The following is a 23,920-nucleotide window of genomic DNA, read 5'->3' as shown; positions in this document are numbered from 1 at the left end:
CATACTATCAAAACCAAGTTCATGCGCAAAATTATACTATCTATTTTAGGTGTTTTATTTATTATTGCTTCCTTTTATATTGCTCAAAATTTAATAGCAAATAAAAAGAAACCTAAACCAGTAGCTTCTAAAGTTATAAAAACAGTGTTTACAGATACTGTTCAAAATACAACAGTTCCTATTGTTATAGCATCAAATGGTAATCTTACCGCAAAGCAACGTGTTGAGTTATATTCTGAAGTACAAGGGATATTTAGAAGTGGTAGTTACTTATTTAAACCTGGTCAAAATTATCGTCAAGGACAGACTTTAATTCGTGTGGATGCATCAGAGTATTATGCCAGTGTACAATCTTCAAAAAGTAATTTATATAATTCTATAGCAGCTATAATGCCTGATTTACGTTTGGATTTTCCAGATGTGTTTCAAAAATGGCAATCTTACTTAAGTGGTTTCGACTTAAATAAAACCACACCAAAGTTACCAGAAATGACTTCTGATAAAGAAAACTATTTTATTACTGGTCGTGGTATTGTTACCAATTATTACAATGTAAAAAATCTAGAACAACGTTTATCTAAGTACACTATTTCTGCTCCTTTTTCAGGGATCTTAACAGAAGCTTTGGTAACGGAAGGCTCTTTAATTAGAAGTGGACAAAAATTAGGAGAGTTTATTAATCCTTCGGTTTATGAGATGGAGGTTGCTATTAGTAAAAGTTTTGCTAATATTTTAAAAGCAGGCGAAAGTGTTAGCTTAACTAATTTAGATAAAACAGAAACTTATACGGGTAAAGTCTCACGTGTAAACGGAAGTATTGATGCAACTACGCAAACCATTACTGCTTTTATTGAAGTAAAGGATGCTAACCTAAAAGAAGGTATGTATTTAGAAGCTAGTTTAAATGCAAAAAGTATTGAAAATGCAATTGAGATTGACAGAAACCTGTTAACGGATAATCAAGAAATATTTGTAGTTAGAGACAGCTTGTTAGATATGATTCCTGCAAAGGCGATTCATTTCTCAGATACTAAAGTAGTTTTAAAAGATATTCCAAACGGAACTGTTATTTTAAAAAGACCAGTGCCAGGTGCCTATTCAGGTATGTTAGTTCAGCCATTTGTAGAGCAATCTAAATCTAACAATAGCGCGGAATAATGAGAAAAATAATAACTTATTTTATCAAGTACCATGTAGCAGTTAATGTATTTATATTAGCATTTGCTGTGTTTGGTGTTATTGGATATTCGTCTTTAAAATCGTCCTTCTTCCCTTTGACTGATTCTAAAATAATCAATGTTAGTATTGCTTATCCAGGAGCTTCTCCTCAAGAAATTGAAGAAGGTATTGTACTTCAAATAGAAGAAAATTTAAAAGGATTAAAAGGTGTAGACCGTGTGACTTCAGTATCACGAGAAAATAGTGGAACCATTACAGTAGAGATTGAGAAAGATGAAAATCTAGATTTCATGCTATTGGAAGTAAAGAATGCAGTGGACAGAGTGCCAACGTTTCCGTCAGGAATGGAACCTCTGGTTGTGTCCAAGCAGGAAGCGGTTAGGGAAACTATTTCTTTCGCTTTAAGCGGAAAAGACATCCCGTTAGCAACATTAAAACAATTAGGGCGTCAAGTTGAAAACGATTTACGTGCTATTGATGGCGTCTCTCAGATAGACGTTTCTGGTTACCCTCAAGAAGAAATTGAAATTGCAGTTAACGAAGGTAATTTACTAGCTTATAATTTGACTTTTGCAGATGTTGCAAATGCGGTTAGCGCTTCAAATATATTAGTGACAGGAGGAACTATTAAAACAGATGCTGAAGAGTATTTAATTAGAGCCAATAATAAGGAGTACTACGGAGACGAGATGTCTAATATTATTGTAAAAGCTTCGGCAGACGGAAAAGTGATTCGTTTGAAGGATGTTGCTATTATTAGAGACCGTTTTTCTGAAACACCAAATGCGACCTACTTTAATCAGCAATTGGCAGTTAACATTTCTGTTACTAGTACAAATAATGAAGATTTAATTTCTTCAGCAGAAAAAGTAAAAGCCTACATAGAAACGTATAATCAAAAACATAATAATGCGCAGTTAAATGTTGTACGTGATTTATCAATAACCTTAAACCAACGTACCGATTTATTAACGGAGAATGCTATTGTTGGGATGATTTTAGTGTTGGTGTTTTTATCCCTTTTCCTTAACATGCGTTTAGCATTTTGGGTAGCTTTTGGATTGCCAATATCATTTTTAGGGATGTTTATTTTTGCAGGACAATTTGATGTTACCATTAATGTGTTGTCTTTATTCGGGATGATTATTGTTATTGGTATTTTGGTGGATGATGGTATTGTAATTGCCGAGAATATTTACCAACATTACGAAAAAGGAAAGTCGCCAAAGCAAGCAGCAATTGATGGAACAATGGAAGTGATTCCTCCTGTGGTTTCGGCTATTATAACAACCTTATTAGCATTTTCTTTATTTTTATTTTTAGATAGTCGTATTGGAGAGTTTTTTAGTGAGGTCTCCGTCATTGTTATATTAACATTGGTAGTGTCTCTTGTAGAAGCATTAATTATATTACCTGCTCACTTAGCACATTCTAAAGCATTAAGACCTCCTGTAGAAGAAGAAAATCCTTCTAAAATAAAGCAGTTTTTTGCTAAGATGAGATTTATAAATAGAGCGGGAGATAGGTTAATGTCTTTTTTAAGAGACCGTATCTATTCTCCAACATTAGATTTTGTTCTACAATTTAAGATATTGTCTGTTGGGATTTTTGTTGCGCTTTTGGTTTTAACCTTTGGAGCAATGGGTGGTGGTGTTATTGGTGTTACTTTGTTCCCAAGTGTAGCTAGTGACCGTGTGTCTATTACATTAGAAATGCCTAATGGGACTAATGTAAAAGTAACAGATTCTATTATTTCTTTAATTGAAGAAAAATCATTTATTGTTAATGAAGAATTGAGTGATAAATATTTAAAAGGAACAGGAAAAAAATTATTCGAAAATACAATCCTAACAATTAATAGTAGTTCTAGTGCATCACTTAGATTAAATATGTTGCCAGGAGAAGAACGTCCTGATGCGATAAAGTCTTCTATGGTTGCCAATAGATTAAGAGAGTTGGTTGGTCCTGTGATTGGAACGGAGCGTTTAATTTTTGGTTCAGGAGGAAACTTTGGTGGTAGTCCTGTGTCGGTCTCATTATTAGGAAATAATATTGACGAACTTAAAGCGTCCAAATTAGAATTAAAGCAATACTTAGAATCTAATCCGTTGCTAAAAGATATCGAGGATAATGATCCTGCAGGTATAAAAGAAATCCGATTACAGCTTAAAGAAAGCGCTTACCTTTTAGGGTTAGACTTACGTACTGTTATGGCTCAGGTGCGTTCTGGGTTTTTTGGTTCGCAAGCACAACGTTTTCAACGTGGACAAGATGAGATTAGAGTTTGGGTACGATATGATAGACCAAACCGTAACTCAATCAACGATTTAGATGATATGAGAATTTTAACACCCATCGGAGAGCGTGTTAATTTAAAGGATATTGCTAATTACTCTATTGTTAGAGGAGATGTTGCTATTAATCACTTAGAAGGACTAAGAGAAATTAGAGTGTCTGCAGATTTAAAAGATCCTAGCACAAGTAGTACCGATATTTTAGATGATATTAAAACAACTTTTCTGCCAAATTTACAAGCTAAATATCCTACAATTACCGCATCTTTTGAAGGACAAAATAGAGAAGCTAGCAAATTGTCTAGCTCAATAAAAAGTGCAGGTGGTATTATTCTATTACTAATATACATCACGATAGCTTTTACTTTTAGAAGTTATAGTCAACCTATCTTATTATTACTGTTAGTACCTTTTAGTTTAACCGCAGTTGCATGGGGACATTGGTTATTAGGATTTCCTGTAAACATTTTATCATTATTAGGTATAATAGCATTAATTGGTATTATGGTTAATGACGGGTTGGTATTAATAGGTAAGTTTAATACTAATTTAAAGGAAGGTATGACCTTTGATTTGGCTTTGTCTGAAGCTGGTAAATCTAGATTTAGAGCTATATTTTTAACCTCTCTAACTACTATTGCCGGTTTAGCACCTTTATTATTAGAAAAGAGTAGACAGGCACAATTTTTAAAACCAATGGCTATTTCTATTTCTTTTGGTATTGCTTATGCGACTATTTTGACGCTATTAGTGTTGCCTTTATTTTTATCTTTTAGTAATACTATAAAGCAGAAAGTAAAGTGGTTATCTACAGGTAAGGAAGTAACTAAAGAAGAAGTTGAACGTGCTATTAAAGAACAAAATGAAGAAAATGAACATTAAATATAGTGTAGTTATAGCAATATTTTGTTGTGCTTCAATTGTTAAGGCACAAACTGTTTTAACACAGGCAGAAGCTGTTAAATTAGCCTTAGAGAATAACTACGGTATTAAGATCGCTGCAAATGCAGTAGAAGTTGCCGATAATAATACTAGTATTTTAAATTCGGGATATTTACCAACACTTACAGGAAGTGCGGGTGCAACTTATAATTTAGATAATACGGAAGCTGAGTTTTCTAACGGAACATCAACTGTTTTAAATGGTGCAGAAAGTGATCGTTATAATGCATCTTTGAGTTTAAATTATACACTTTTTGATGGATTGGGTAGACGTTATAATTATAAAAGTCTTAAAGAACAATACCAATTGTCAGAATTGCAGGCTAGAGAAACTATCGAAAACACAGTAATTCAGCTGTTTTCTGTATATTATTCAGTAGCACAGTTATCGGAGAATTTAGAGGCGTTAAGAGAAACTTTAGAAGTGTCTAAAGATAGATTGGTACGCGCACAGTATCAATTTGATTACGGTCAAAACACAAAACTTGGAGTGTTGAATGCAGAAGTAGATATTAATAATGATAGTATTAATATTATTTCATCTTATCAGAGTTTAAAAAATGCTAAACGTGATTTAAATGTGGTATTAGGTAATGCGTTAAGTTATGACTTTTCAGTAAGCACAGCTGTTGATTTTACACTTCAATTTAAAAAGGATAGCTTGTTTGATAAAGCTATAACACGAAATGTGGCATTGCTACAATCAGAGAAAAATATTGCTATAAGTCAATTAAGTATCAAATCTAGTAAGTCTGGTTATTTGCCAACAGTAGGATTAAATGGGACTTATGGTTGGAATAAAAACAATAACAATGCAGCGTCTTTTGTTGCAGTAAGTACAAACACAGGATTGTCTGGAGGTTTGAGTTTAAGTTGGAATCTGTTTGATGGTGGTAGTACAATAACTAGCGTTAAAAATGCTAAGGTTAATTTAGAGACTCAAAAACTAGAGAAAGAAAATATTTTAATTGGCATTACTCGTGATTTTGAGAATGCATGGGAAGACTTTGAAAACAAGTTAAATATCTTTAATATTCAAGAACAGAATATAATAACGTCTCAAAGTAATTTTGAACGTACACAAGAAAAATTTAAAATTGGTCAAGTCAATTCAATCGAATTTAGACAGGCACAACTTAATTTACTAAATGCAGAATTAAGTAGAAATCAAGCCAAGTATCAAGCCAAGTTAGCAGAGCTTAGTTTATTACAATTAAGTGGAGAATTACTTAATGTAGAGTTCTAAATTGCTGGATATTAGCATAGTATTTTATCGATAACACTAGAATGATTTTATATTGTTTTAGTGTTTTTCGTTTAAATACATCATTAATTCAGTTAAATGTTAATTTTTGTTGCACTTAATCGAATTATTTTGTTTTTAGTCTCCTTTCGTCCTATATTTGTTGCAGTTAATCTTAAAAACGTAACTATGAAAACGATAAAACTAACTTTACTGATGTTTCTTTTTGCTTGTGTATCTTTCGCAGGTGTATCTAATTCAGAAAAAGAAGCTTTGATCGCTTTATATAATAACACAAATGGAGCAGAGTGGAATACTACTTGGGATCTTGACGCGTCAATAGATACTTGGCATGGTGTAACGGTTTTAGATTCTAAAGTAATAGGATTAAATTTATCATTTAATAACTTACAAGGGGTAGTGCCAACAGAGATTGGTCAATTAAGTAACCTTGAAGTTTTAAACCTTAGCTTTAATAAGCTTAAAGGAGATTTACCAGAATCTATTTCTACAATGCAAAACTTATTGTCTTTACAATTGTTTTTAAACCAATTTGAAGGTGAAATTCCAGCTTGGATAGGTAACTTATCTAACTTAGAGTTTTTAGCATTATATAGTAACAAGTTTACAGGAACAATTCCTGAGTCAATAACTAACTTAATTAAATTACAAAGCCTAGAATTAGGTAGTAATTATTTAACAGGAAATATCCCTTTTAATATTAACAGTTTAAAATCCCTTAAAAAATTAAGTCTTTTAGATAACCAATTAGAAGGTCAGATTCCAGAAAGTATCGCAGATCTAGTAAATCTTGAAGAATTAGTTTTATCTAGTAATAACTTATCTGGGACATTGCCATTTGAATTATCTCAATTAGCAAACCTTAAATTAGTTATGGTTAGTGATAACGAATTAAATAACGATTACGTTACTGTTGTAGGTGACGCTCCAAATAAAATGTCCTTATACTTAGAAGATACAGAAGTATTAGCTAGCAGTCAACGTATCGAGGATTAATATATGTTAAAGATATATTTAAAATAGTCAGCCTTTGGTTGACTATTTTTATTTTTGGTAAAAAGTAAATTATGTACGAACATTATTTTCAATGCCCTTATTGCTGGGAAGAGGTTTCTATGCTACTTGATCCAAGCGTTACAAAACAGACTTATGTGGAAGATTGCGAGGTTTGTTGCAATCCAATACAGGTGACTCCAAATTTTTTAGAGTTAGAACTTGTTGGTTTTGAAGCTGTTAATATAGAACAGTAAAAAAAGAAAAAAAAAGACTTGTTATATCTAAAATAGATTGTATATTTGCAGTCCGAAACAACTAGGTCGCCATTATGAAGCGAAAGTTTAAAGCTAAGTTAGTTGTTCCGAATTTAAAATCGCGGGATAGAGCAGTAGGTAGCTCGTCGGGCTCATAACCCGAAGGTCACTGGTTCGAGTCCAGTTCCCGCTACTAAGCAAAGCTTCACAGAAATGTGAAGCTTTTTTATTTTATATAGTTTTGTATTAACTTAGATTATCCTGACAGTGTAATTAAATAATCTCAGACGCATCAGGATTGATTATCTGTCTCTATATAACACACAATAGCTTAAAAATAAAAAACCGAAGCAAATGCTTCGGTTCTTGAATCCTCAATAGTCTAGGATGATTAGTTCTTAACTCTTTATTTAATGGCTTTAAAAAAGGAATCTATAAGGACTTTGGGTGATTTATCATGTTTTGTAATTTTAGGTATTTCCAGATCAATATTTAATAATTGATAGACCGCTGTTTGAGCAGCTCTTACAGAATATTCTACAGTAAATACAACATCATCAGCAAGTTCTACAAACTGGCTCACGAAGGCTAAGTTTTTGGAGCTTTCAGGTACAGGTTTTGGTCTGTCGTTGTAAGCACGTGGCATAAACATAGAGGTTATATAAGGCATTCTGCAGGGTACGCAAATAGCGTCTTCAAAAACATTGTCATCAAAATTAAAATGACCAGCCAACTCTTTAAGGATGTCTTGTCCGTTACTTTCTACCATTGTTTTTGGTATAAAATCACCAACACGGTTACCGTGTAACGCATATCCCCAAAGAATATAGATATCTTCCGGTTGATCTATAAAATGCGGTTGGTTGTAAAGCACAACAGACATTAGCCAATTTGAATCTTTAAAGGTTACTAAGCCTCCGGTTCCTGCTTCGTTTCCTGTCATTTTTTCTATTTTATCAAAAAACTCAGAAGATTTGAATGTTACCGTAAACGATTCCCAAAAAGATTCAGGAATACTACTATTAAAAGGAGCTGGATTTCCAAAATCAGGTCTTCCTTTTGCTAATTTTTCCCAAAGTGTCCATCCTTTACTTTCTAGTTTTGTTTTTTTAACTGGGGCTTGTGTCATAGAGCCTATACTTGAAGCATCAACCATAGATCCATTTTGAAAAATAACAATGTCATCAGGGTTAACACTAACTTGTTTGGGACCTTCTTTGTTAATAACTGTAAGTGAAGTAACGGTAACTTTTCCATTTATGTCTTCCACAATTATATCATCTACGGTAGTTGCTAGTTCAAAATTAACACCTTTGTCTTTAAGCCAAGCTATTAACGGAAGCACTAAAGAGTCATACTGATTATAAATGGTTCTTTTAACCCCTCCAAGTGTATTAATTCTCGGAAACTCATTCATAAAACGATGTAGATAACGTTTAAATTCTACTGCACTATGCCAAGGTTCAAAAGCAAAGGTGGTCTGCCACATGTACCAAAAGTTAGTATTAAAAAAGCCGGGAGATAACCAATCGGTGATTTTTGAGGTGCCTAATTTTTCTTCTGATGCTTCAAGAAGTTTTAAAAATTCTAATCTATCATGCATATCAAAACCCATAGTAGAGGTATCTACAATATGACAGTTTTTGTCTACTAAACGACCTTGTGAGTGTGCGATATGTTTTTTATTAAAAGCAATCGTTTCGTCTTTTACAGACATGCCTTTATTATTAATGGACGGGATGTCTTTAAATAAGCCCCAAAAGCATTCATAAGCATCTGTGGTTAGCATTCTACCACCACGAAGGGAATAACTCCCGTCATCAAGTCGTGCACCATCTAGGCAACCTCCTAATGTTGGTAGTTTTTCAAAAACAGTAATTTGATGTCCAGGAATACCGCCATCACGAATCATGAATACAGCTGCAGATAATGAGCCAAGTCCACCACCTAAACAGTACGCTTTAAAATTATTAGATTTCATATTTTTAGTTTTTAAATTAAATCTTGTTGTGTCTTACAAAATTAGGGAGCGCTCTGGGGTTTGTAAATGATGTAGGTCAGTCCGCATTTTAATTTAAAAATTTAACAAGCTTTATTTATAAATAGTTGTTTTTCAGATATTAAAAGGAGGTAAACTGACCAAGATCATTTTATAAGCATCTATTCTTGGTTACATTTACTTTTAAAACTTTATTGACATGAGCGATTTTAGAAACAGACCAAAAGATAACTTTATTCACGAAGCAACGTGGGAGCAGTTGTATGTGCTTACAGAGCATTGGAAATCTGATATTGAATTTTATAAACAGGATTTAAAATTTTTACATCATTTGATCGATAAATATTTCTTATACCTCACAAAAAAGGAAAATATTGATGTCATACTTGAAGTTGAAGTAAGCTTATTAGAGGTGGAAAAGCAATGCAGCATATTATTGCAAAGAATAGATAAACACTTACATCATTTAAGTGCGTTGGTAGAAGATCCTTTTACATACGTTTCAGATAAGTTTAGAGAAGAGCACGAGCAATTAGAGGACGATTTAACTCAGTTTTTAAAAGACTTCAGACAAAATAGAAAAGAGGTTTTTTCAATAACAGAACATATGATTGGGGGAGAAGAATTAATCAAACAACTAAATGTTTTACATAAATAAAGTATTTAATTTTTAACCATAAATAAAATTTTATGAAAGACCTACAAAAAGTATTAAAAGACATAACACAGCTTACTATTGATATTGAAACCAATTACCCTGAGCTTTATCGTTCTTTAGATGAAAACCCTTTGACATTGCCAATAAGCAAACATCCACATATGGATAAAAAAGTATTGACGGACTATTTAGCAAGTTTAAAACAACTTTTAGACCGTTATGTTCAAGAAGAAAAAATTAATAAACAATAGGTTTTAATAATCAAATTATGGGAGAGATTGCGACATCAAATAGACAAATAACACTATACTATAATTCTAAATCAGCAAGAGCAAAACAAACGTTAGCTTATGCTTTATCGGATGGGTTTAAGGTTGAAGAAATTGATATCTTAAAAACAAAATTGACGGGCACACAAATTGTAGAACTAGCCAAGCGGTTACATATTACAGTAGCAGACCTTATTAATCAAGATAGTCCAGCATATCAAGCTAGTTTTGAGCCCCATAACTTATCAACGGATGATTGGATAAAAATGATACAACACAATCCACAAATAATGAAACAGCCAATAGCGTTACGTGGTAATAAAACAATTTTGGTAGAGACACCAACAGATATTATTAAAATATAAGTTGTGTATTAGTCTTACTGACCTAGGTCATTTCAAGCATGTAAGTAAAATACAATCTTTGTGATATAATTTAAATAATTAATTATCATGGAAAAAGAAATTATATACAACTCAAACATGCACTTTGAGCACGAGCAATGGAAAGGTGAATTAGCATTTTGGAAACAAGAGTTATTGTTTTTTAATAATAAATTAAGCGAACTAGTAACGCGATGGACTAATAAAGATGTGTTGGCACAATTAGAGCATTATCAAAACCAATTTATACTTCATGGTGGTGTTATTGAAGACCTACAAGAAACTATAGAAAAACACGAAACACGTATCGCAGCACAATGCATAGAAGGCGAAGATGCAATAGATGTTCGTCTAGCAGAACAGCATGTTGCGTTTAGAGATAAAATGGAAACACAACGTGAGATTTATGCAGATCTTAAAAAAGAATTTTTCAGGTTTCTAGAAAAGTACATGTAATATTAAATGCAAATACAAGAAGAGATAAATCAGCTCGTAGGATCTTATATTCTAGGAGTATTGATAAGTTTAGGGATTGGTCTTATACTTGGTCTAGAACGGGAGTATGATAAACTCAAAGAAGACAATGGTATAGCAGGTATAAGAACATTTCCTATAGTGACTATTCTTGGATTTACACTAGGTAATCTTACTACAATTTATACCGTATGGCTCTTAATTATAAGTTTAGGAGCCTTTATTTTGTTTTTAGCATTCAATCAATATGCTCAAAATAAAGAACTCCGTAGTCAAGATTTAACAACTAATTTAGCCTTAATAACAACCTTTGTATTAGGGATAATGGTTTCGGCGGAATATTATAGAGATGCAGTCGCGACAGCAGTTATCATAGTTACATTACTATCATTAAAAACAAGGTTTCGCACAGTCATTCAAAACATTACTTCAATAGAGCTTTTTGCATTTATAAAATTCGCAATAATAGCCTTATTAATACTTCCTTTTCTACCAAACAAAACGTACGGACCAGATAATTTATTAAACCCTTACGAGATTGGTTCGATAATAGTCATTGTGTCTTTCTTAAATTTTATCGGTTATTTTCTGGTTAAGTTTATTGGCTCAAAAAGAGGGATCATACTAACAGCCATACTTGGTGGGCTTATTTCTAGCACAGCGGTAGCTTGGAATTACGCATCTAGTAGTAAGGCCTCTCCAGAACTCTCCAAAAAATATAGTGCAGGAATCATTGTAGCTTCAGCGATTATGTTTCCCAGATTAGCCTTTTTGGCCTATATTTTTAATAGCGCCATACTGGTTAATTTAATACTCCCATTTGGACTATTAACACTGGTTTGTATTGTAGCAACCTTATTATTAATGCGCAAGGACGACCCTAAACCAGATACCAATATAAAATTAGGTAATCCATTAAACATGTTAAATGCAATTGGATTTGGTGCCGTGTATGTCATCATCCTTTTTGCTGTTTATTATAGCAATCAGTTTTTTGGAGAAAGTGGTCTATATTATTCGGCCTTAATTGCGGGACTAGCAGATACAGATGCCATTACAATAAGTATGTCCAAATTTGCTTTAGATCAAGACAAACTAACACTAGCATCTTCCGTAATCATTGCTGCAACCATCAGTAATATGTTAGTCAAATTAGGGATCACCCTATTTAAAGGCTCCAAAACTACAGGTAAACTTGTTGGTTATGCGTTTGGAACCGTCATTTTAGTTGGTATTATTTACATTCTTATTATTAGAAGTTAATTATATTTTAATAATTAAAAGTTGGGCGTGACCATAAAGGTCAGGCTTTTCGCTGTAATTCCTCGCGCCTCCTGCGTCGGGCTGTGGGATTTTCGCTGCAATCCTTCACGCAAATTCACCCTTTTTAATAGCTTTTTTTTGCATCAAGTTGACCTAGGTCAGTGCAAGTGGTCTTTTAGAAAAGTAATTTTATGCTATAAGTTTTGATAGCCATTTTATTGGGATTCTGTCAAATAAAGCACAATACAATGAAAAAAGTAAACACACAACAAGCAAAAGAGATTGGAGATAGTCTAGGTATCCAATGGGTGGATATTCAATTAGATGAATTTACAAAAGGAATAAATGTCGAGTTTGAACATGGAACAAGATATCCAGAAACCAATGTTACTAATAACGATAAAGCTTTAACAGGAAAAATAGCTTGGGCGCATTTAAAAGAGTTTCCTGATTACTATACCCGTTTAGAAAAAATGGAAAATGAAGCAGAAGCATATTGGAGTAAAAAGGAATAAACTGATTTAAGTCAGTTTACTCAGACTGACTCAGGTCAGTGCGTTAATCAACATAACATTCTAATTTTGAAGTATTAATAAATAGGATGAGTAAGAGGTTCTTTTTGATACTTAAACAAAGAAGCTTCTTAATTTAACAAGACAAATAGACTTATTATGAACACAAATAACAAAGACAAAAAAGCATATTTCATAGGGGGTGGGATTGGCTCTTTATCTGGAGCAGCATTTTTAATTCGTGATGGTGGCTTCGCAGGTAATAATATCACGGTCTACGAAAGTTTACCAGTATTAGGAGGTAGTTTAGATGCCGGAGGTAATCCCGAAGATGGCTACACCTTGCGTGGCTCTCGTATGTTTACATTAAATATTTACGAGTGCACCTGGGAGTTGTTTAAATCCATTCCATCGCTTTCAGATCCTAACACATCTGTAACCGAAGAGACTATAGCCTTTAATAACAAAGTAAAATCACATTCTAAAGCGCGTCTAATAGATAAAAACCGCGCAATTGTAGACTCATCTAAATTAGGGTTTTCAATGTCGGACCGCACAGAGCTTCTTAAATTAAGTGAAGCAAGCGAAGAAAAATTAGGTAATAGTGCGATTTACGATTGGTTTTCGCCTTCATTTTTCGAAACTAATTTCTGGTTTATGTGGCGCACAAGTTTTGCGTTTTCACCTTGGCATAGTGCGGTAGAGTTTAAGCGATATTTACACCGTTTTATGCAAGAGTTTCCTAATGTAGAAACAATGACAGGTGTTAAACGTACCGTATACAATCAGTACGACTCTATGATTTTACCATTAAAAGTTTGGTTAAAATCTCATGGTGTTAATTTCAAAACAGGAAGTACAGTTACAGATATAGACACAACGTATGCTTTGGATCCAAAAACAGAAACCGAAAAAGTAGTTGTAAAAAAACTAATGTATGATACGGCAGGTCATTCTGAAACTGTAACAATTAATGAGGACGATTTAGTTTTCTATCAAAATGGATCAATGACAGATGCTTCTAGTTATGGGTCGATGACAAGTGCTCCAAAACATTTCACAAAAAAAGACAGTCAAGGTTGGGTGTTATGGGAGAAATTAGCAAGTAGATATCCTGGATTTGGTAGACCAGAAGTGTTTAATACCAATATCGCAGAATCATTTTGGGAATCGTTTACTGTCACTTTAAAAGACACTGCGTTTTTTGATCAAATGGAACAATTTTCTGGTAACAAAGCTGGAACAGGAAGTCAAGTAACTCTTAAGGATTCTAATTGGTTTATGAGTTTTTCATTAAATGAACAGCCTCATTATAAAGACCAACCAGATCATGTGCAAGTCTTTTTTACCTATGGATTACATCCAGACCGCGTGGGTAACTTTGTAGGTAAGCCCATGACAGAATGTTCTGGAGAAGAAATTCTGAGAGAGCTTTGTGGACACTTAAAATTTGATTACGATATTGTATTTGCAAATGCAATCTGTATTCCATGCAGGATGCCATACATCACTAGTATGTTTATGCCACGCTTAAAAACAGACAGACCACTTCCTGTACCTAAAAACTCTAAAAATTTAGCTTTTATCAGCCAGTTTGTAGAGATTCCTGATGATGTTGTTTTTACGGTAGAGTATTCGGTTAGAGCAGCACAAATGGCAGTATATCAATTACTAGATATCGATCTTGAAATTCCGCCAATCACAAAATTTGATAAAACACTTAAAGTGGAACTTCAAACAGTTGCTAAAGCATTCCACTAAACAAATATTAATTTTAAAACCTATAAAAATGGCAAATATTATTGTTGTTCCGTTTAAGGAAGAAAGTAAAGCTATTGAAGCTTTACATAGAATTAAAGAATTGGATGCCTATGGAGATATCACGCTGTATGAGCATATGATGATTCGTAAAAAAGATAACAAACAATTCGAGATCTTAAAAAATCAAACCGATGGAGAAGGTTGGAGGTTGTTTACTGGTATGGCTCTAGGTGGGCTTGCAGGTGCTTTAGTAGGGCCTTTAGGATTTATCATTGGATTATATACAGGAACTGCAGTAGGTGCAGTTTGGGATGCTAGTCGGTATGACTTTGAAGCAGAGTTTCTTAAAAAGGTAAGTAAAAAAATGGCTGTCGGTACTATTGCAATTGTTGCAGAAGTAGCAGAAGATAGTTCCGTTTTTATAGACCAAGCACTCAATGGACTATCCTCAGAAATTATTAGAAGTGAAGCTGGTATAGAGTTCGATGATTATGTAGATGAGCAAGTTGAAAATTTTGAAGATAGTATTGAAGACGAACGTCAAAAACTTAGAAAAGCAACAGCACATGAAAAAGACACGATTAAAGCTAAGATTGCCGATTTAAAGGCAAAACGAAAAGCGCATATCGTAGGGTTGGAAGCTAAAAGAAAAGCAACACTGAATAAGATTAAAAGTGACACTAAATCTAGAATTCACAAACTAGAAACACGCTTGGATGGTTTTGAACAATCTGTGAGCGATGCATACGCTCAGGCTAGAAAAAATAGACTCAGTAAAAAAATCAAAAAGGAAGAAGAAAAGTTATACCAATTGCATAGTGCATTAGGTGAGGATATTGTGGATTAATAACCAATAAAAAACTTAGTAATTAACTTAAATAATTTAGATATGAAAGCAAAAATTTTAGCCTTAGCTGTAATCGTTTTTATGGCAGGAAGTACATTAATTGGTTGCGGGCAAGCCTCTAAACAAGATGCTAAATCTGTTAAAGAGGATGCAAAAGTACTTGGTAACGATCTTAAAAAAGGAGCAGTAGATACCAGTAAGGAGATTAAAATGACTGTGAATGAGAATTGGAAAAAGTTTGAAAACAGATCTCAGTCTGCTATTAAAGCAACAGATGCTCAAATTAAAACATTGAGAACTAAAATGGAGTCGGCAGGTAAAGCAGAAAAAGAAAAGCTAACGATAGCTTTAAATCAACTAGAACAAAAAAACGAAGCACTTAAAAATAAATTAGCCGAAAGGGGTAAAGAATTTAAAGATGGTGTCATTTCTTTTAATGAAACGACTATGGCTAATGAACAGGAATTTGAACGCGAATTTACGCATGATATGGACGAGATTGGGGCTGCTTTAAAAGACCTTTTTAAAGATAATGTTGATTAATAAATTTAAATTATAACATTATGGCAACTACAATTTTAAGTTCTACACAATCCACAGTAAAAAATTGGTGGATAACGCTTTTAATAGGTGTTCTATACATTATCGCCGGGGTTTGGGTTTTTCAAACACCAGTAGCGAGTTATGTCTCTTTAAGTATAATTTTTAGTGTATTCATTTTTATATCAGGAGGCTCACAAATTGTGTTCTCTATTTCTAATAGACACGAGATAAGTAGTTGGGGTTGGTATTTGGCAGGTGGTATTTTGGATCTTATTATAGGGCTACTATTAATAACGCATCCATTGATGACTATGGCAATTCTGCCTTTTTATATTGGTTTCTGGTTATTGTTTCAGGGGTTTATGGCTATTGGATTATCATTTCAGATTAAAACATTTGGAATCCTATCTTGGGGTTGGTTATTGTTTTTGGGATGTCTAATAATACTCTTTTCTTTTCTGCTATTAGCTAATCCAATAATTGCAGGGTTAAGTATTGTATACATGACCGCTCTGGCATTTATTTCTGCAGGTATTTTTAGAATCGCTTTAGCATTCAATTTAAAAAATCAAAATCACAATTAAAACATTGTAAAGCATTGCTGTAACTGTAAATGCGAGGTAGTTTTAGTATTTGTTAATAGGTCCGAATAGTATAACTAATTTGAAGAAGACGACTAACAGTTACTGCTTTGCTTTTCAATTATTATAAATAAAGTTATGAGTAAAACAAAAAATAAAAATCCAGAAGATGCTAAAGTTTATCTTATTGGAAGTGGAATAGCATCTCTGGCAAGTGCGGTATATCTAGTAAAAGATGCGGGTGTACAAGGTAAGAATATTCATATTTTAGAAAAAGATAATATCTTAGGAGGTGCTCTAGATGGTGCAGGAGATAAAGAAGAAGGTTTTGTTGTAAGAGGTGGTAGAATGCACGAAGCGCATTATACATGCTATTGGGATTTGTTATCTAATATTCCGTCTTATGAAGATCCCAATGTTTCTGTTAAAGACGAATCGTTTGAATTTAATAAACGGTTTGTATCTAATGGGCAAGCAAGACTTTTAAAAGAAGGTAAAATTATGGATGTATCTTCTTATGGATTATCTATAAAACAACAAGCGGAATTTTTAAAGTTGATATTCGCTTCAGAGAAATCGTTAGGAAATAAAAGAATCGAAGATTGGTTTGAACAAGCCTTTTTTGAAACTAATTTTTGGTATATCTGGTCTACGATGTTTGCTTTTCAAAAATGGAGTAGTGTTGTAGAGATGAGACGTTACATGAAACGCTTTATTCATTTAATTGATGGTTTAAAAAAGTTAGGAGGAGTCATGCGCACCAAGTACAATCAATACCATTCTGTAGTTATTCCTTTAAAAAATTATTTAAAAGATTATGGTGTAAATTTTGATGTGGGTCACGAAGTTGTTGATATTGATTTCAATTTGTCTTCAGATAAAAAAACAGCAACCGTTATTCACTTAAAAGATAAAAACGAAATTGTTTTGGGAGCAAACGATTACGTCTTTATCACCAACGGTTCTATAACAGAAAGTACCGATAATGGTGCCTGGGAAAGACCTGCAAAACTAAAAGGAATTGAAGCGTCTGGGGCTTGGCAATTATGGAAAACACTAGCAAAAAAAGATAAGGCTTTTGGTAATCCTGATCCCTTTTGTGATAACATCGATTTACAAAAATGGTACTCTTTTACAGCAACATTAAAGGATAATACGTTCCATGATTATATGGAAAATTTTTCAGGAAATGTTGACGGTACGGGTGGTTTGGTAACTATGACAGATTCTAATTGGTTAATGTCTATTGTCATTGCGCGTCAACCTCATTTTCCAAACCAACCGGAAGATGTTAAAATCTTTTGGGGGTATGGCTTATATCCAGACAGAAAAGGAAACTACGTTAATAAGACGATGGCGGAATGTACTGGTAGAGAAATATTAGAAGAATTGTGGTATCATTTAAAAGTACAAGATATAATGAGTCCTGTTGTAAAAGCGGGAAAGGTAAATTGTATACCAACAGCAATGCCTTATATTGATAGTTTATTTATGCCAAGAAAAATTGGAGATAGACCAAAAGTCTTACCAAAAGGAGCTACTAACTTTGCTTTTTTAGGACAGTTTGCTGAGGTGCCAAAAGATGTTGTGTTTACTGTAGAATATTCTGTAAGAACAGCACAAACTGCTGTTTTTGGTTTGTTTGAAACCGATAAAAAAGTACTGCCAGTTTATGACTCTATACACAGTCCAAAAGCATTATTAACTGCTGTAAAATCTATTAGCGGTTAACGGATAGTAACACTAAGAGGTGATAATTTTATTGGCGATTATTAAAATATTTTTTTTAAATGAAATTACAAAGCAGTGTTGTAACTGTCATCGGACATAAGCTTTTTTGGATTAGTTTATTCTTTGGTATCGTTTGGGCAAATGCGCTCATAGGTACTACAGATCTTAAAAATTGGCTTATAGAAAATACGTTAACAGTTTTCGCGCTGCTTTTTTTAGTCTTTACATATACTAAGTATCGTTTTAGTAACACTAGTTATGTTTTAATTTGTGTTTTTCTATGCCTGCACGTATATGGTTCTAAATATACTTATGCCCAAAACTTGTTTGGTTATTGGTTACAAGAACTATTTCATACTTCAAGAAATAATTATGACAGAATAGTACATTTTAGTTTTGGAGCATTACTCTATTATCCTTTGCAGGAATGTCTTTCTAATGGACTTAAAATATCAAAAAACTTAGCCTTAAGATTACCCGTTTTAATCATTTTATCGGCAAGTGCATTGTATGAAATTTTAGAATGGCTAGTTGCAGATGTTTTTTTTGTGGAACAAGGATTATCGTATCTGGGAACGCAAGGCGATATCTGGGATTCTCAAAAAGATATGGGACTTGCCTTTTTTGGGGTTGTATTGGTGGCGGTCTGTTTTTATTTATATTCAATATTGAAAAATAGAAAAAAAAGACAAAACTGACCTAAGTCATTACCAGTGTTTAAGACATCCAATACCTTTACTTAATAATTAATTAAATTCTACAAAGATGAAAACACCAAACATAGGCATTTCAGCAGAAAACAGACAAGCTATAGCAGATCAACTATCTAAAATATTAGCAGATGAATTTGTATTGTATTCTAAAACTTTAAATTTTCATTGGAATGTTGAAGGACCAGATTTTCATTCTGTACACCTGTACCTTGAAACATTATATGAGGCACAACAGGAGGTTGTCGATACGGTAGCAGAAAAAATAAGAATGCTTGGTCATTATGTACCTGCAACATTAGAAAAGTACTCACAATTAACGCATCTTACTGAAAAAGTAAAAGGTAAAAATGATAGCCAAAGTATCTTCGCAGAATTGTTAGAAGATCATGAAAGTATTATTGTTTTTATTAGAGAAGAAATAAAACCTATTGCAGACAAATGGCAAGCCGATGGGATTAGTGATTACATTACAGGGCTTATGGAGCAGCACGAAAAAACAGCTTGGATGTTAAGATCGCATTTAAAATAAGTTAGTCAATTATTAGTTAAAGTGACCAATTTAAACCCAAATAGCTACACGGCTGTTTGGGTTTTTTTATGGGCAAATGTTTTTAAGGCATAAAATGATTTGTATTGTTAAATTTTTAAAAATAAAATCAAGACTGATATAGGTCAGTGTCAAAGGGTTATGGTCTTGTTATCTTTAATGTATATTAATTGTTTAATTTAAATCATAGAAATTATGAGAACAGATTTAAGTATTAAAGAAGACATCTTAGACGAATTAGAATGGCAACCAAGTATTGACGAAACTCAAATTGGAGTTGTTGTAAAAGATGGTATTGTAACACTAACGGGAACGGTGGATAGTTATGTTAAAAAGCGTGAAGCAGAAAAGGCAGCTAAAAGCGTTGTAGGTGTTAAGGCTGTAGCCGAAGAGATTGAAGTAAAGTATAATACTACGTTTCAGAAATCAGATTCAGAAATTGCTGCTGCTGCAGTAAATGCATTAAAATGGAATATTTCTGTCCCTTCTAACAAAATCGAGGTTAAAGTTGAAGATGGCTGGGTGTATTTAGGAGGTGATGTCATGTGGGATTTTGAAAAAAATGCAGCTAAAAAAGCGGTTGAAAACTTACAAAGTGTAAAATATGTAGTAAATAATATTGCATTAAAAAACGCAGTAAGAGCAGAAGACATAAAAGACAAAATTAAAAAAGCATTCGAGCGCTCTGCAGATATTGACGCTAAGGATATTACAGTAAAAGCCGAAGGTCACAACATTAAATTGACAGGTACAGTACATTCATTAAAAGAAAAAGATGATGCTAGACGAACCGCTTTTTACGCACCAGGAGTTTGGAGTGTCGATAATGAGTTAGTAGTAGAGTATTGATTTTTTTAAGTTTATAAGACAGAATAAATTTGCTGCCTTATAGAGAATCACCCTATCACATAGTACTGTGCTAGGGTGATTTTTTTTAAGACTGACTTAGGTCATTATGTAATATAACTTAGTGCCGTAAATTTATACAGACTTAGGCATTATAATATTTAATAGGGATAAATATGAAAACAGATTTTGAAATTAAAAAAGACGTTTTAGAGGAATTAGCATGGCTACCAAATATAGATAATACTCAAATAGGCGTTACTGTAGATGATGGCGTTGTTACACTTACTGGCGAGGTTAATGAGTTGCCGAAAAAAATAGCAATAGAAGATGCAGTTAAGTCTCTCTGTGGTGTCAAAGCTTTAGCAGAGGCAATTACAGTAAAGTATGGCAGTACAGATAAGCAATCTGATATAGAGATAGCAAAAGCCGCCATAAATACGTTAGAGTGGAATGCGTCTGTCCCTTCAGAAAATATTATTGTTGAGGTGGAAGACGGGAGGATTTATTTAACGGGAGAATTAGAATGGCCTTATCAAAAAAGTTTTGCAAAAAGAACTATCGAACATTTATATGGTGTAAAAGAAGTTGTTAATAATATCCATCTAAAACCTAAACCAACGCCCCACAATGTCGGTCATCTAATTCAAAAAGCATTTACACGATCTGCAAATATTGATGCTAAAAATATTAAAGTAGCGGTCAATGATCATGAGTTAACATTAAGCGGGACAGTGCATTCTATTAAGGAAAAAGATGATGCAGAAATTGCAGCATATAATGCACCAGGTATAAATAATGTGATCAATCAATTAAAAGTAGACTATTACCCAATGTATTTATAAAAACAAATAAAAATTATTAAAATGAATTATAAAAATATAACTGTAGCAGGAAGTGGTGTTTTGGGGTATCAAATAGCTTTTCAAACCGCATTTCATGGGTTTAATGTCACTGTTTATGATATTAATGATGCTGTTTTGGAAAAAGCAAAATCAAAATTTAATACCATGTGTGACGTGTTTAAAAGGGATTTAAATGCAACACAAGAGCAACTAGATGTAACACGTCAAAACTTAAGTTACACGTCCGATTTGGCAGAAGCGGTGAAAGCTGCAGATTTACTAATTGAAGCCGTACCAGAAAACCCAAAAATTAAAATAGAGTTTTACCATAAGTTAGCTAAGGTTGCACCAAAAAAAACGGTGTTTGTAACAAACTCTTCCACACTATTACCAAGTCAATTTGCTGAGGCAACAGGACGTCCAACACAATTTTTAGCGTTGCATTTCGCGAATAATATTTGGGTTCATAACACTGCAGAAATTATGGGTCATGCCACTACAGATCCTGAAAATTTTAAAGATGTCGTAGCGTTTGCTAAAGCTATTGGGATGTTGGCTTTACCATTGCAAAAGGAACAACCAGGATATATCCTTAATTCTTTGCTTGTACCATTATTAACAGCAGCCACTAACTTATTAGTAAATGAGGTGGCGGATGTACAGACTATAGATAAAACATGGATTAAAGCAACGGGAGCACCTGTTGGACCTTTTGGTATCTTAGATGTTGTAGGGATTACTACTGCTTATAATATTAATAAAATAGCAGTAGAAAAAACAAATGATCCTTTAAAAATCAAAACCGTAAAATACTTAAAAGAGCATTTTATAGATAAAAATAAATTAGGAGTTGCCACAGGAGAAGGGTTTTATAAGTATCCAAACCCAGCGTTTATGGAACCTGATTTTTTAAAATAGGAGTTTATTTAGCTAAGAAAAAATACGTGCAGTGCAAAACGAATTAAAAGTAACCGCTATTAATAATAACGATACCAGTTTATCAATGTTATAGGTGTCTGCATGGGCGATCCTTTATGCAAGTTAGTATTCAGATTAACGTTATATTTCTTGGTTCTTGAAAGGGCTTTGTCCATATAAAATTGGAGGTGTGGGCGGTGTGCGATTAATTATATAACAGGATAATCTCTTGTCGGTAAAATAAAAATAACACAAATGTTATCAATTTATGATGGTTCTGATTAATGACCAATTAATCTATAAATCACTTTGTAAAGCTTTTTAATTAATTACTGTACATCATTAAGAAATTCTTTTAATATATCTACTTGAAAGCTACCAACAAGCGGTAAACTTTTATCGGCATTCATTATTACCAATCCATACCCCAAATGCGATAATTTACAATCTTGAACAATTTGTTCATTTAACCCACTATATACAGGCATAAAATGCTTGTTTGTCTCAATATTAGACGTTTTTGCAATTCTTATGGCTGCTGCTACTGCTTCTGAGATTTGGTCTGGAGATAATCCTTTTTTTAAAAGATCACTGGCTAAATGCGTCATATGTAAACTATGGTATAAATCCAGAAAATTATTAATTACATCAGCGTTATTGTATGTTGTAGTATATAGTGATAATTCCATAGTTATGGTGTTTAAGTGTTTTATGTTTAAAAATAACTACTGAAGATAATGTGTTTAAAAGACGACACTAATGTCCTCAGTAGTTGTGAGAATTATAAGCTTTTTGAGTAGTCAAAAACTACTTTTTTAAAGGTTTTGAAATCTTTATTAAAAGTGGCTATTCTTGATAAAAGCTGGGCGTGCTTTTCTCTGTAATCATTATCAGATATTCCTTTTTCTGCTAGCTCTATTTTAGATAATAATTGTTCATGTACTTTCACGCTTTCTTCTAAATCATCAAACAAATCATCATGTACTTTATTTAAGTTTTTTAACATGTTTTCATAGTCTGAGTTGCTTTTTTTAGAAGCTTCTTTACGCTTTAATAAGTCATTAAAAAATCTAATTTCGTCTTTCCAAAAGGCAATAGTATTTAGCCATTCTCTACTTTCAAAGTGTAAAACATCTAGTCCTGCACCAAGTAAATAGTCTGTTTTTGGGTTTGAAGTTGCTGTATTCATAATAATATATTTTAAATTAGTATTCTATTTAGTAGTATATCTGTTTAATAAACTAAGTTGTAACGCTTTTTTTGCATCTTTTAAAAGGTGTTCTACATCTTTAATAGTGTTGTTTCTAATTTGTGCAATTTCTTCTAGACTTAGTTCTTGAGTAGTAAATAATTCAAAAACATTGCGCATTGCAGAAGGTAGGTTGTGTAACACCATGGAAATGTGTTTTTTTATATCTTCTTCACTTAAATCTTTATCAATTTTTTCAATCCATTTTTTTTCTTTATTCTCAATAAATACGTGGTTTAAAGTATAGTCATTATGGTTGTAAGAGCGGTCTTCAAATTCTTCAATTAACTTTAAATGACCATCTCCATCTGCATCAGAACTATATTTTTCTTGCATAGCATCCCATTCTGGCTTAGAATAATCATCAATATTTTTAAAGAAAAAATCATCAAATTCTTCTGTTATACTAAGGTCTTCTAACAAAGCATTTGTTTTTTTATATAACCATTGATAGAAGTGTTCTTCTTTTTTTACTTCTTCTATATGGTCATAAATTTCAATAAATAGTTGATCTATAATATCGTCTGCTTTGTACTTGTTTTTTGAAAAATGGCCTTTTTTAATAGCGATGTTTAATTGTGTATTGACATACTGTCTAATTTGTGGCATCATTTGTAATACTAAGGCATTAAAAGAGGTTTGATTACCTTCTTTTTTTAGTTTAATTAAATCAGTAAACGATTTAGTAACTAATACACGGAACGCTTTTTTATTTTGGTAATAAGAAACATTTGTTTGCATGATATAGGTCTTAATAATTTATTTGTAAAGATGGATGCTTAACGTTTGGTATAAAATGACTTGGGTCAGTTAGTTAGGAAAAAAAAGTAATTTTTTTGTATCATTTTTTAT

General features: G+C 32.8%; 24 protein-coding genes, 1 tRNA gene and 1 pseudogene. 22 read left to right on the top strand and 4 right to left on the bottom strand.

Annotated features, from left to right (window positions below; genetic code table 11):
• Positions 1-21: 21 nt before the first annotated feature.
• From ACZ2G2_RS02695 to ACZ2G2_RS02670, 6 genes are all read left to right on the top strand, one after another.
• Positions 22-1,158, top strand: a complete 1,137-nt coding sequence (locus tag ACZ2G2_RS02695; RefSeq protein ID WP_090837661.1) for an efflux RND transporter periplasmic adaptor subunit — start codon at positions 22-24, stop codon at positions 1,156-1,158.
• A complete protein-coding gene (locus tag ACZ2G2_RS02690) occupies positions 1,158-4,355 on the top strand; it encodes an efflux RND transporter permease subunit (protein ID WP_281846922.1) in 3,198 nt (1,065 codons plus the stop codon). Before ACZ2G2_RS02695 ends, ACZ2G2_RS02690 begins: the two co-directional genes overlap by 1 nt.
• Entirely contained in the window at positions 4,345-5,661 is a 1,317-nt protein-coding gene (locus ACZ2G2_RS02685; RefSeq protein WP_470393838.1) for a TolC family protein, read from the top strand. Before ACZ2G2_RS02690 ends, ACZ2G2_RS02685 begins: the two co-directional genes overlap by 11 nt.
• Before the next feature lie 186 nt (positions 5,662-5,847).
• Complete coding sequence (locus tag ACZ2G2_RS02680) at positions 5,848-6,675, top strand: Two component regulator three Y domain protein (protein WP_470393836.1); 828 nt, start codon at positions 5,848-5,850, stop codon at positions 6,673-6,675.
• A gap of 71 nt (positions 6,676-6,746) precedes the next feature.
• The gene (locus ACZ2G2_RS02675; protein ID WP_101203968.1) at positions 6,747-6,929 is read left to right on the top strand and encodes a CPXCG motif-containing cysteine-rich protein; all 183 of its coding nucleotides are present in this window, start codon (positions 6,747-6,749) and stop codon (positions 6,927-6,929) included.
• A gap of 120 nt (positions 6,930-7,049) precedes the next feature.
• A tRNA-Met gene (locus ACZ2G2_RS02670) sits at positions 7,050-7,122 on the top strand.
• A gap of 213 nt (positions 7,123-7,335) precedes the next feature.
• Here the strand turns inward: ACZ2G2_RS02670 and ACZ2G2_RS02665 are convergent.
• A pseudogene (locus tag ACZ2G2_RS02665) lies at positions 7,336-8,919 on the bottom strand (oleate hydratase); the annotation flags it as partial.
• Positions 8,920-9,127: 208 nt separating this feature from the next.
• On the opposite strand from ACZ2G2_RS02665, the gene ACZ2G2_RS02660 reads away from it, so the two are divergent.
• The 16 genes from ACZ2G2_RS02660 (at position 9,128) to ACZ2G2_RS02585 (ending at position 21,819) form a co-directional block, all read left to right on the top strand.
• Complete coding sequence (locus ACZ2G2_RS02660) at positions 9,128-9,586, top strand: hypothetical protein (RefSeq protein WP_470393835.1); 459 nt, start codon at positions 9,128-9,130, stop codon at positions 9,584-9,586.
• A 32-nt stretch (positions 9,587-9,618) separates the two neighbouring features.
• The gene (locus tag ACZ2G2_RS02655) at positions 9,619-9,837 is read left to right on the top strand and encodes a hypothetical protein (RefSeq protein WP_470393834.1); all 219 of its coding nucleotides are present in this window, start codon (positions 9,619-9,621) and stop codon (positions 9,835-9,837) included.
• A gap of 17 nt (positions 9,838-9,854) precedes the next feature.
• Complete coding sequence (locus tag ACZ2G2_RS02650; protein ID WP_282068994.1) at positions 9,855-10,220, top strand: arsenate reductase family protein; 366 nt, start codon at positions 9,855-9,857, stop codon at positions 10,218-10,220.
• Positions 10,221-10,307: 87 nt separating this feature from the next.
• Positions 10,308-10,694 carry a hypothetical protein gene (locus ACZ2G2_RS02645; RefSeq protein ID WP_470393833.1) on the top strand — a complete coding sequence of 129 codons (387 nt, stop codon included), beginning with the start codon at positions 10,308-10,310 and terminating at the stop codon, positions 10,692-10,694.
• Positions 10,695-10,700: 6 nt separating this feature from the next.
• Complete coding sequence (locus ACZ2G2_RS02640; RefSeq protein WP_090837645.1) at positions 10,701-11,975, top strand: MgtC/SapB family protein; 1,275 nt, start codon at positions 10,701-10,703, stop codon at positions 11,973-11,975.
• A gap of 248 nt (positions 11,976-12,223) precedes the next feature.
• Complete coding sequence (locus tag ACZ2G2_RS02635; RefSeq protein ID WP_101203962.1) at positions 12,224-12,490, top strand: DUF5661 family protein; 267 nt, start codon at positions 12,224-12,226, stop codon at positions 12,488-12,490.
• A gap of 156 nt (positions 12,491-12,646) precedes the next feature.
• Complete coding sequence (locus tag ACZ2G2_RS02630; RefSeq protein WP_470393832.1) at positions 12,647-14,248, top strand: oleate hydratase; 1,602 nt, start codon at positions 12,647-12,649, stop codon at positions 14,246-14,248.
• A 28-nt stretch (positions 14,249-14,276) separates the two neighbouring features.
• Positions 14,277-15,095, top strand: coding sequence for a DUF1269 domain-containing protein (locus ACZ2G2_RS02625; protein ID WP_470393830.1), 819 nt, complete (start codon positions 14,277-14,279; stop codon positions 15,093-15,095).
• A 42-nt stretch (positions 15,096-15,137) separates the two neighbouring features.
• Positions 15,138-15,638 carry a hypothetical protein gene (locus ACZ2G2_RS02620; RefSeq protein WP_470393829.1) on the top strand — a complete coding sequence of 167 codons (501 nt, stop codon included), beginning with the start codon at positions 15,138-15,140 and terminating at the stop codon, positions 15,636-15,638.
• Positions 15,639-15,658: 20 nt separating this feature from the next.
• Positions 15,659-16,222 (top strand): HdeD family acid-resistance protein, encoded by a 564-nt coding sequence (locus tag ACZ2G2_RS02615; RefSeq protein ID WP_282068987.1) that lies wholly within the window; start codon positions 15,659-15,661, stop codon positions 16,220-16,222.
• 135 nt (positions 16,223-16,357) lie between these two features.
• A complete protein-coding gene (locus ACZ2G2_RS02610) occupies positions 16,358-17,950 on the top strand; it encodes an oleate hydratase (protein ID WP_470393827.1) in 1,593 nt (530 codons plus the stop codon).
• A gap of 59 nt (positions 17,951-18,009) precedes the next feature.
• Entirely contained in the window at positions 18,010-18,648 is a 639-nt protein-coding gene (locus ACZ2G2_RS02605) for a DUF2238 domain-containing protein (protein ID WP_470393825.1), read from the top strand.
• A gap of 67 nt (positions 18,649-18,715) precedes the next feature.
• The gene (locus ACZ2G2_RS02600) at positions 18,716-19,192 is read left to right on the top strand and encodes a Dps family protein (RefSeq protein WP_101017137.1); all 477 of its coding nucleotides are present in this window, start codon (positions 18,716-18,718) and stop codon (positions 19,190-19,192) included.
• 213 nt (positions 19,193-19,405) lie between these two features.
• Complete coding sequence (locus ACZ2G2_RS02595) at positions 19,406-20,059, top strand: BON domain-containing protein (RefSeq protein WP_090837628.1); 654 nt, start codon at positions 19,406-19,408, stop codon at positions 20,057-20,059.
• Between the two features lie 173 nt (positions 20,060-20,232).
• The gene (locus ACZ2G2_RS02590) at positions 20,233-20,901 is read left to right on the top strand and encodes a BON domain-containing protein (protein ID WP_470393823.1); all 669 of its coding nucleotides are present in this window, start codon (positions 20,233-20,235) and stop codon (positions 20,899-20,901) included.
• A 21-nt stretch (positions 20,902-20,922) separates the two neighbouring features.
• Positions 20,923-21,819, top strand: coding sequence for a 3-hydroxyacyl-CoA dehydrogenase (locus ACZ2G2_RS02585; protein ID WP_470393822.1), 897 nt, complete (start codon positions 20,923-20,925; stop codon positions 21,817-21,819).
• Between the two features lie 329 nt (positions 21,820-22,148).
• Here ACZ2G2_RS02585 and ACZ2G2_RS02580 read toward each other — a convergent pair whose 3' ends face one another.
• The 3 genes from ACZ2G2_RS02580 to ACZ2G2_RS02570 all read right to left on the bottom strand — a co-directional run bounded on the left by ACZ2G2_RS02580 (position 22,149) and on the right by ACZ2G2_RS02570 (position 23,809).
• On the bottom strand, positions 22,149-22,508 hold the full coding sequence (locus ACZ2G2_RS02580) for a hypothetical protein (RefSeq protein ID WP_090837623.1): 360 nt from the start codon (positions 22,506-22,508) through the stop codon (positions 22,149-22,151).
• 92 nt (positions 22,509-22,600) lie between these two features.
• Positions 22,601-23,008: a hypothetical protein gene (locus tag ACZ2G2_RS02575; RefSeq protein ID WP_470393820.1), complete on the bottom strand. Its 408-nt coding sequence runs from the start codon at positions 23,006-23,008 to the stop codon at positions 22,601-22,603.
• Positions 23,009-23,032: 24 nt separating this feature from the next.
• Positions 23,033-23,809, bottom strand: coding sequence for an RNA polymerase sigma factor (locus ACZ2G2_RS02570; protein ID WP_470393819.1), 777 nt, complete (start codon positions 23,807-23,809; stop codon positions 23,033-23,035).
• Positions 23,810-23,920 lie beyond the last annotated feature (111 nt).

The sequence above is a fragment of the Olleya sp. KKT75 genome, assembly GCF_055635485.1.
Note: the sequence above shows the minus strand (reverse complement) of the source record. Positions and strands in the feature narration are given on the sequence as shown.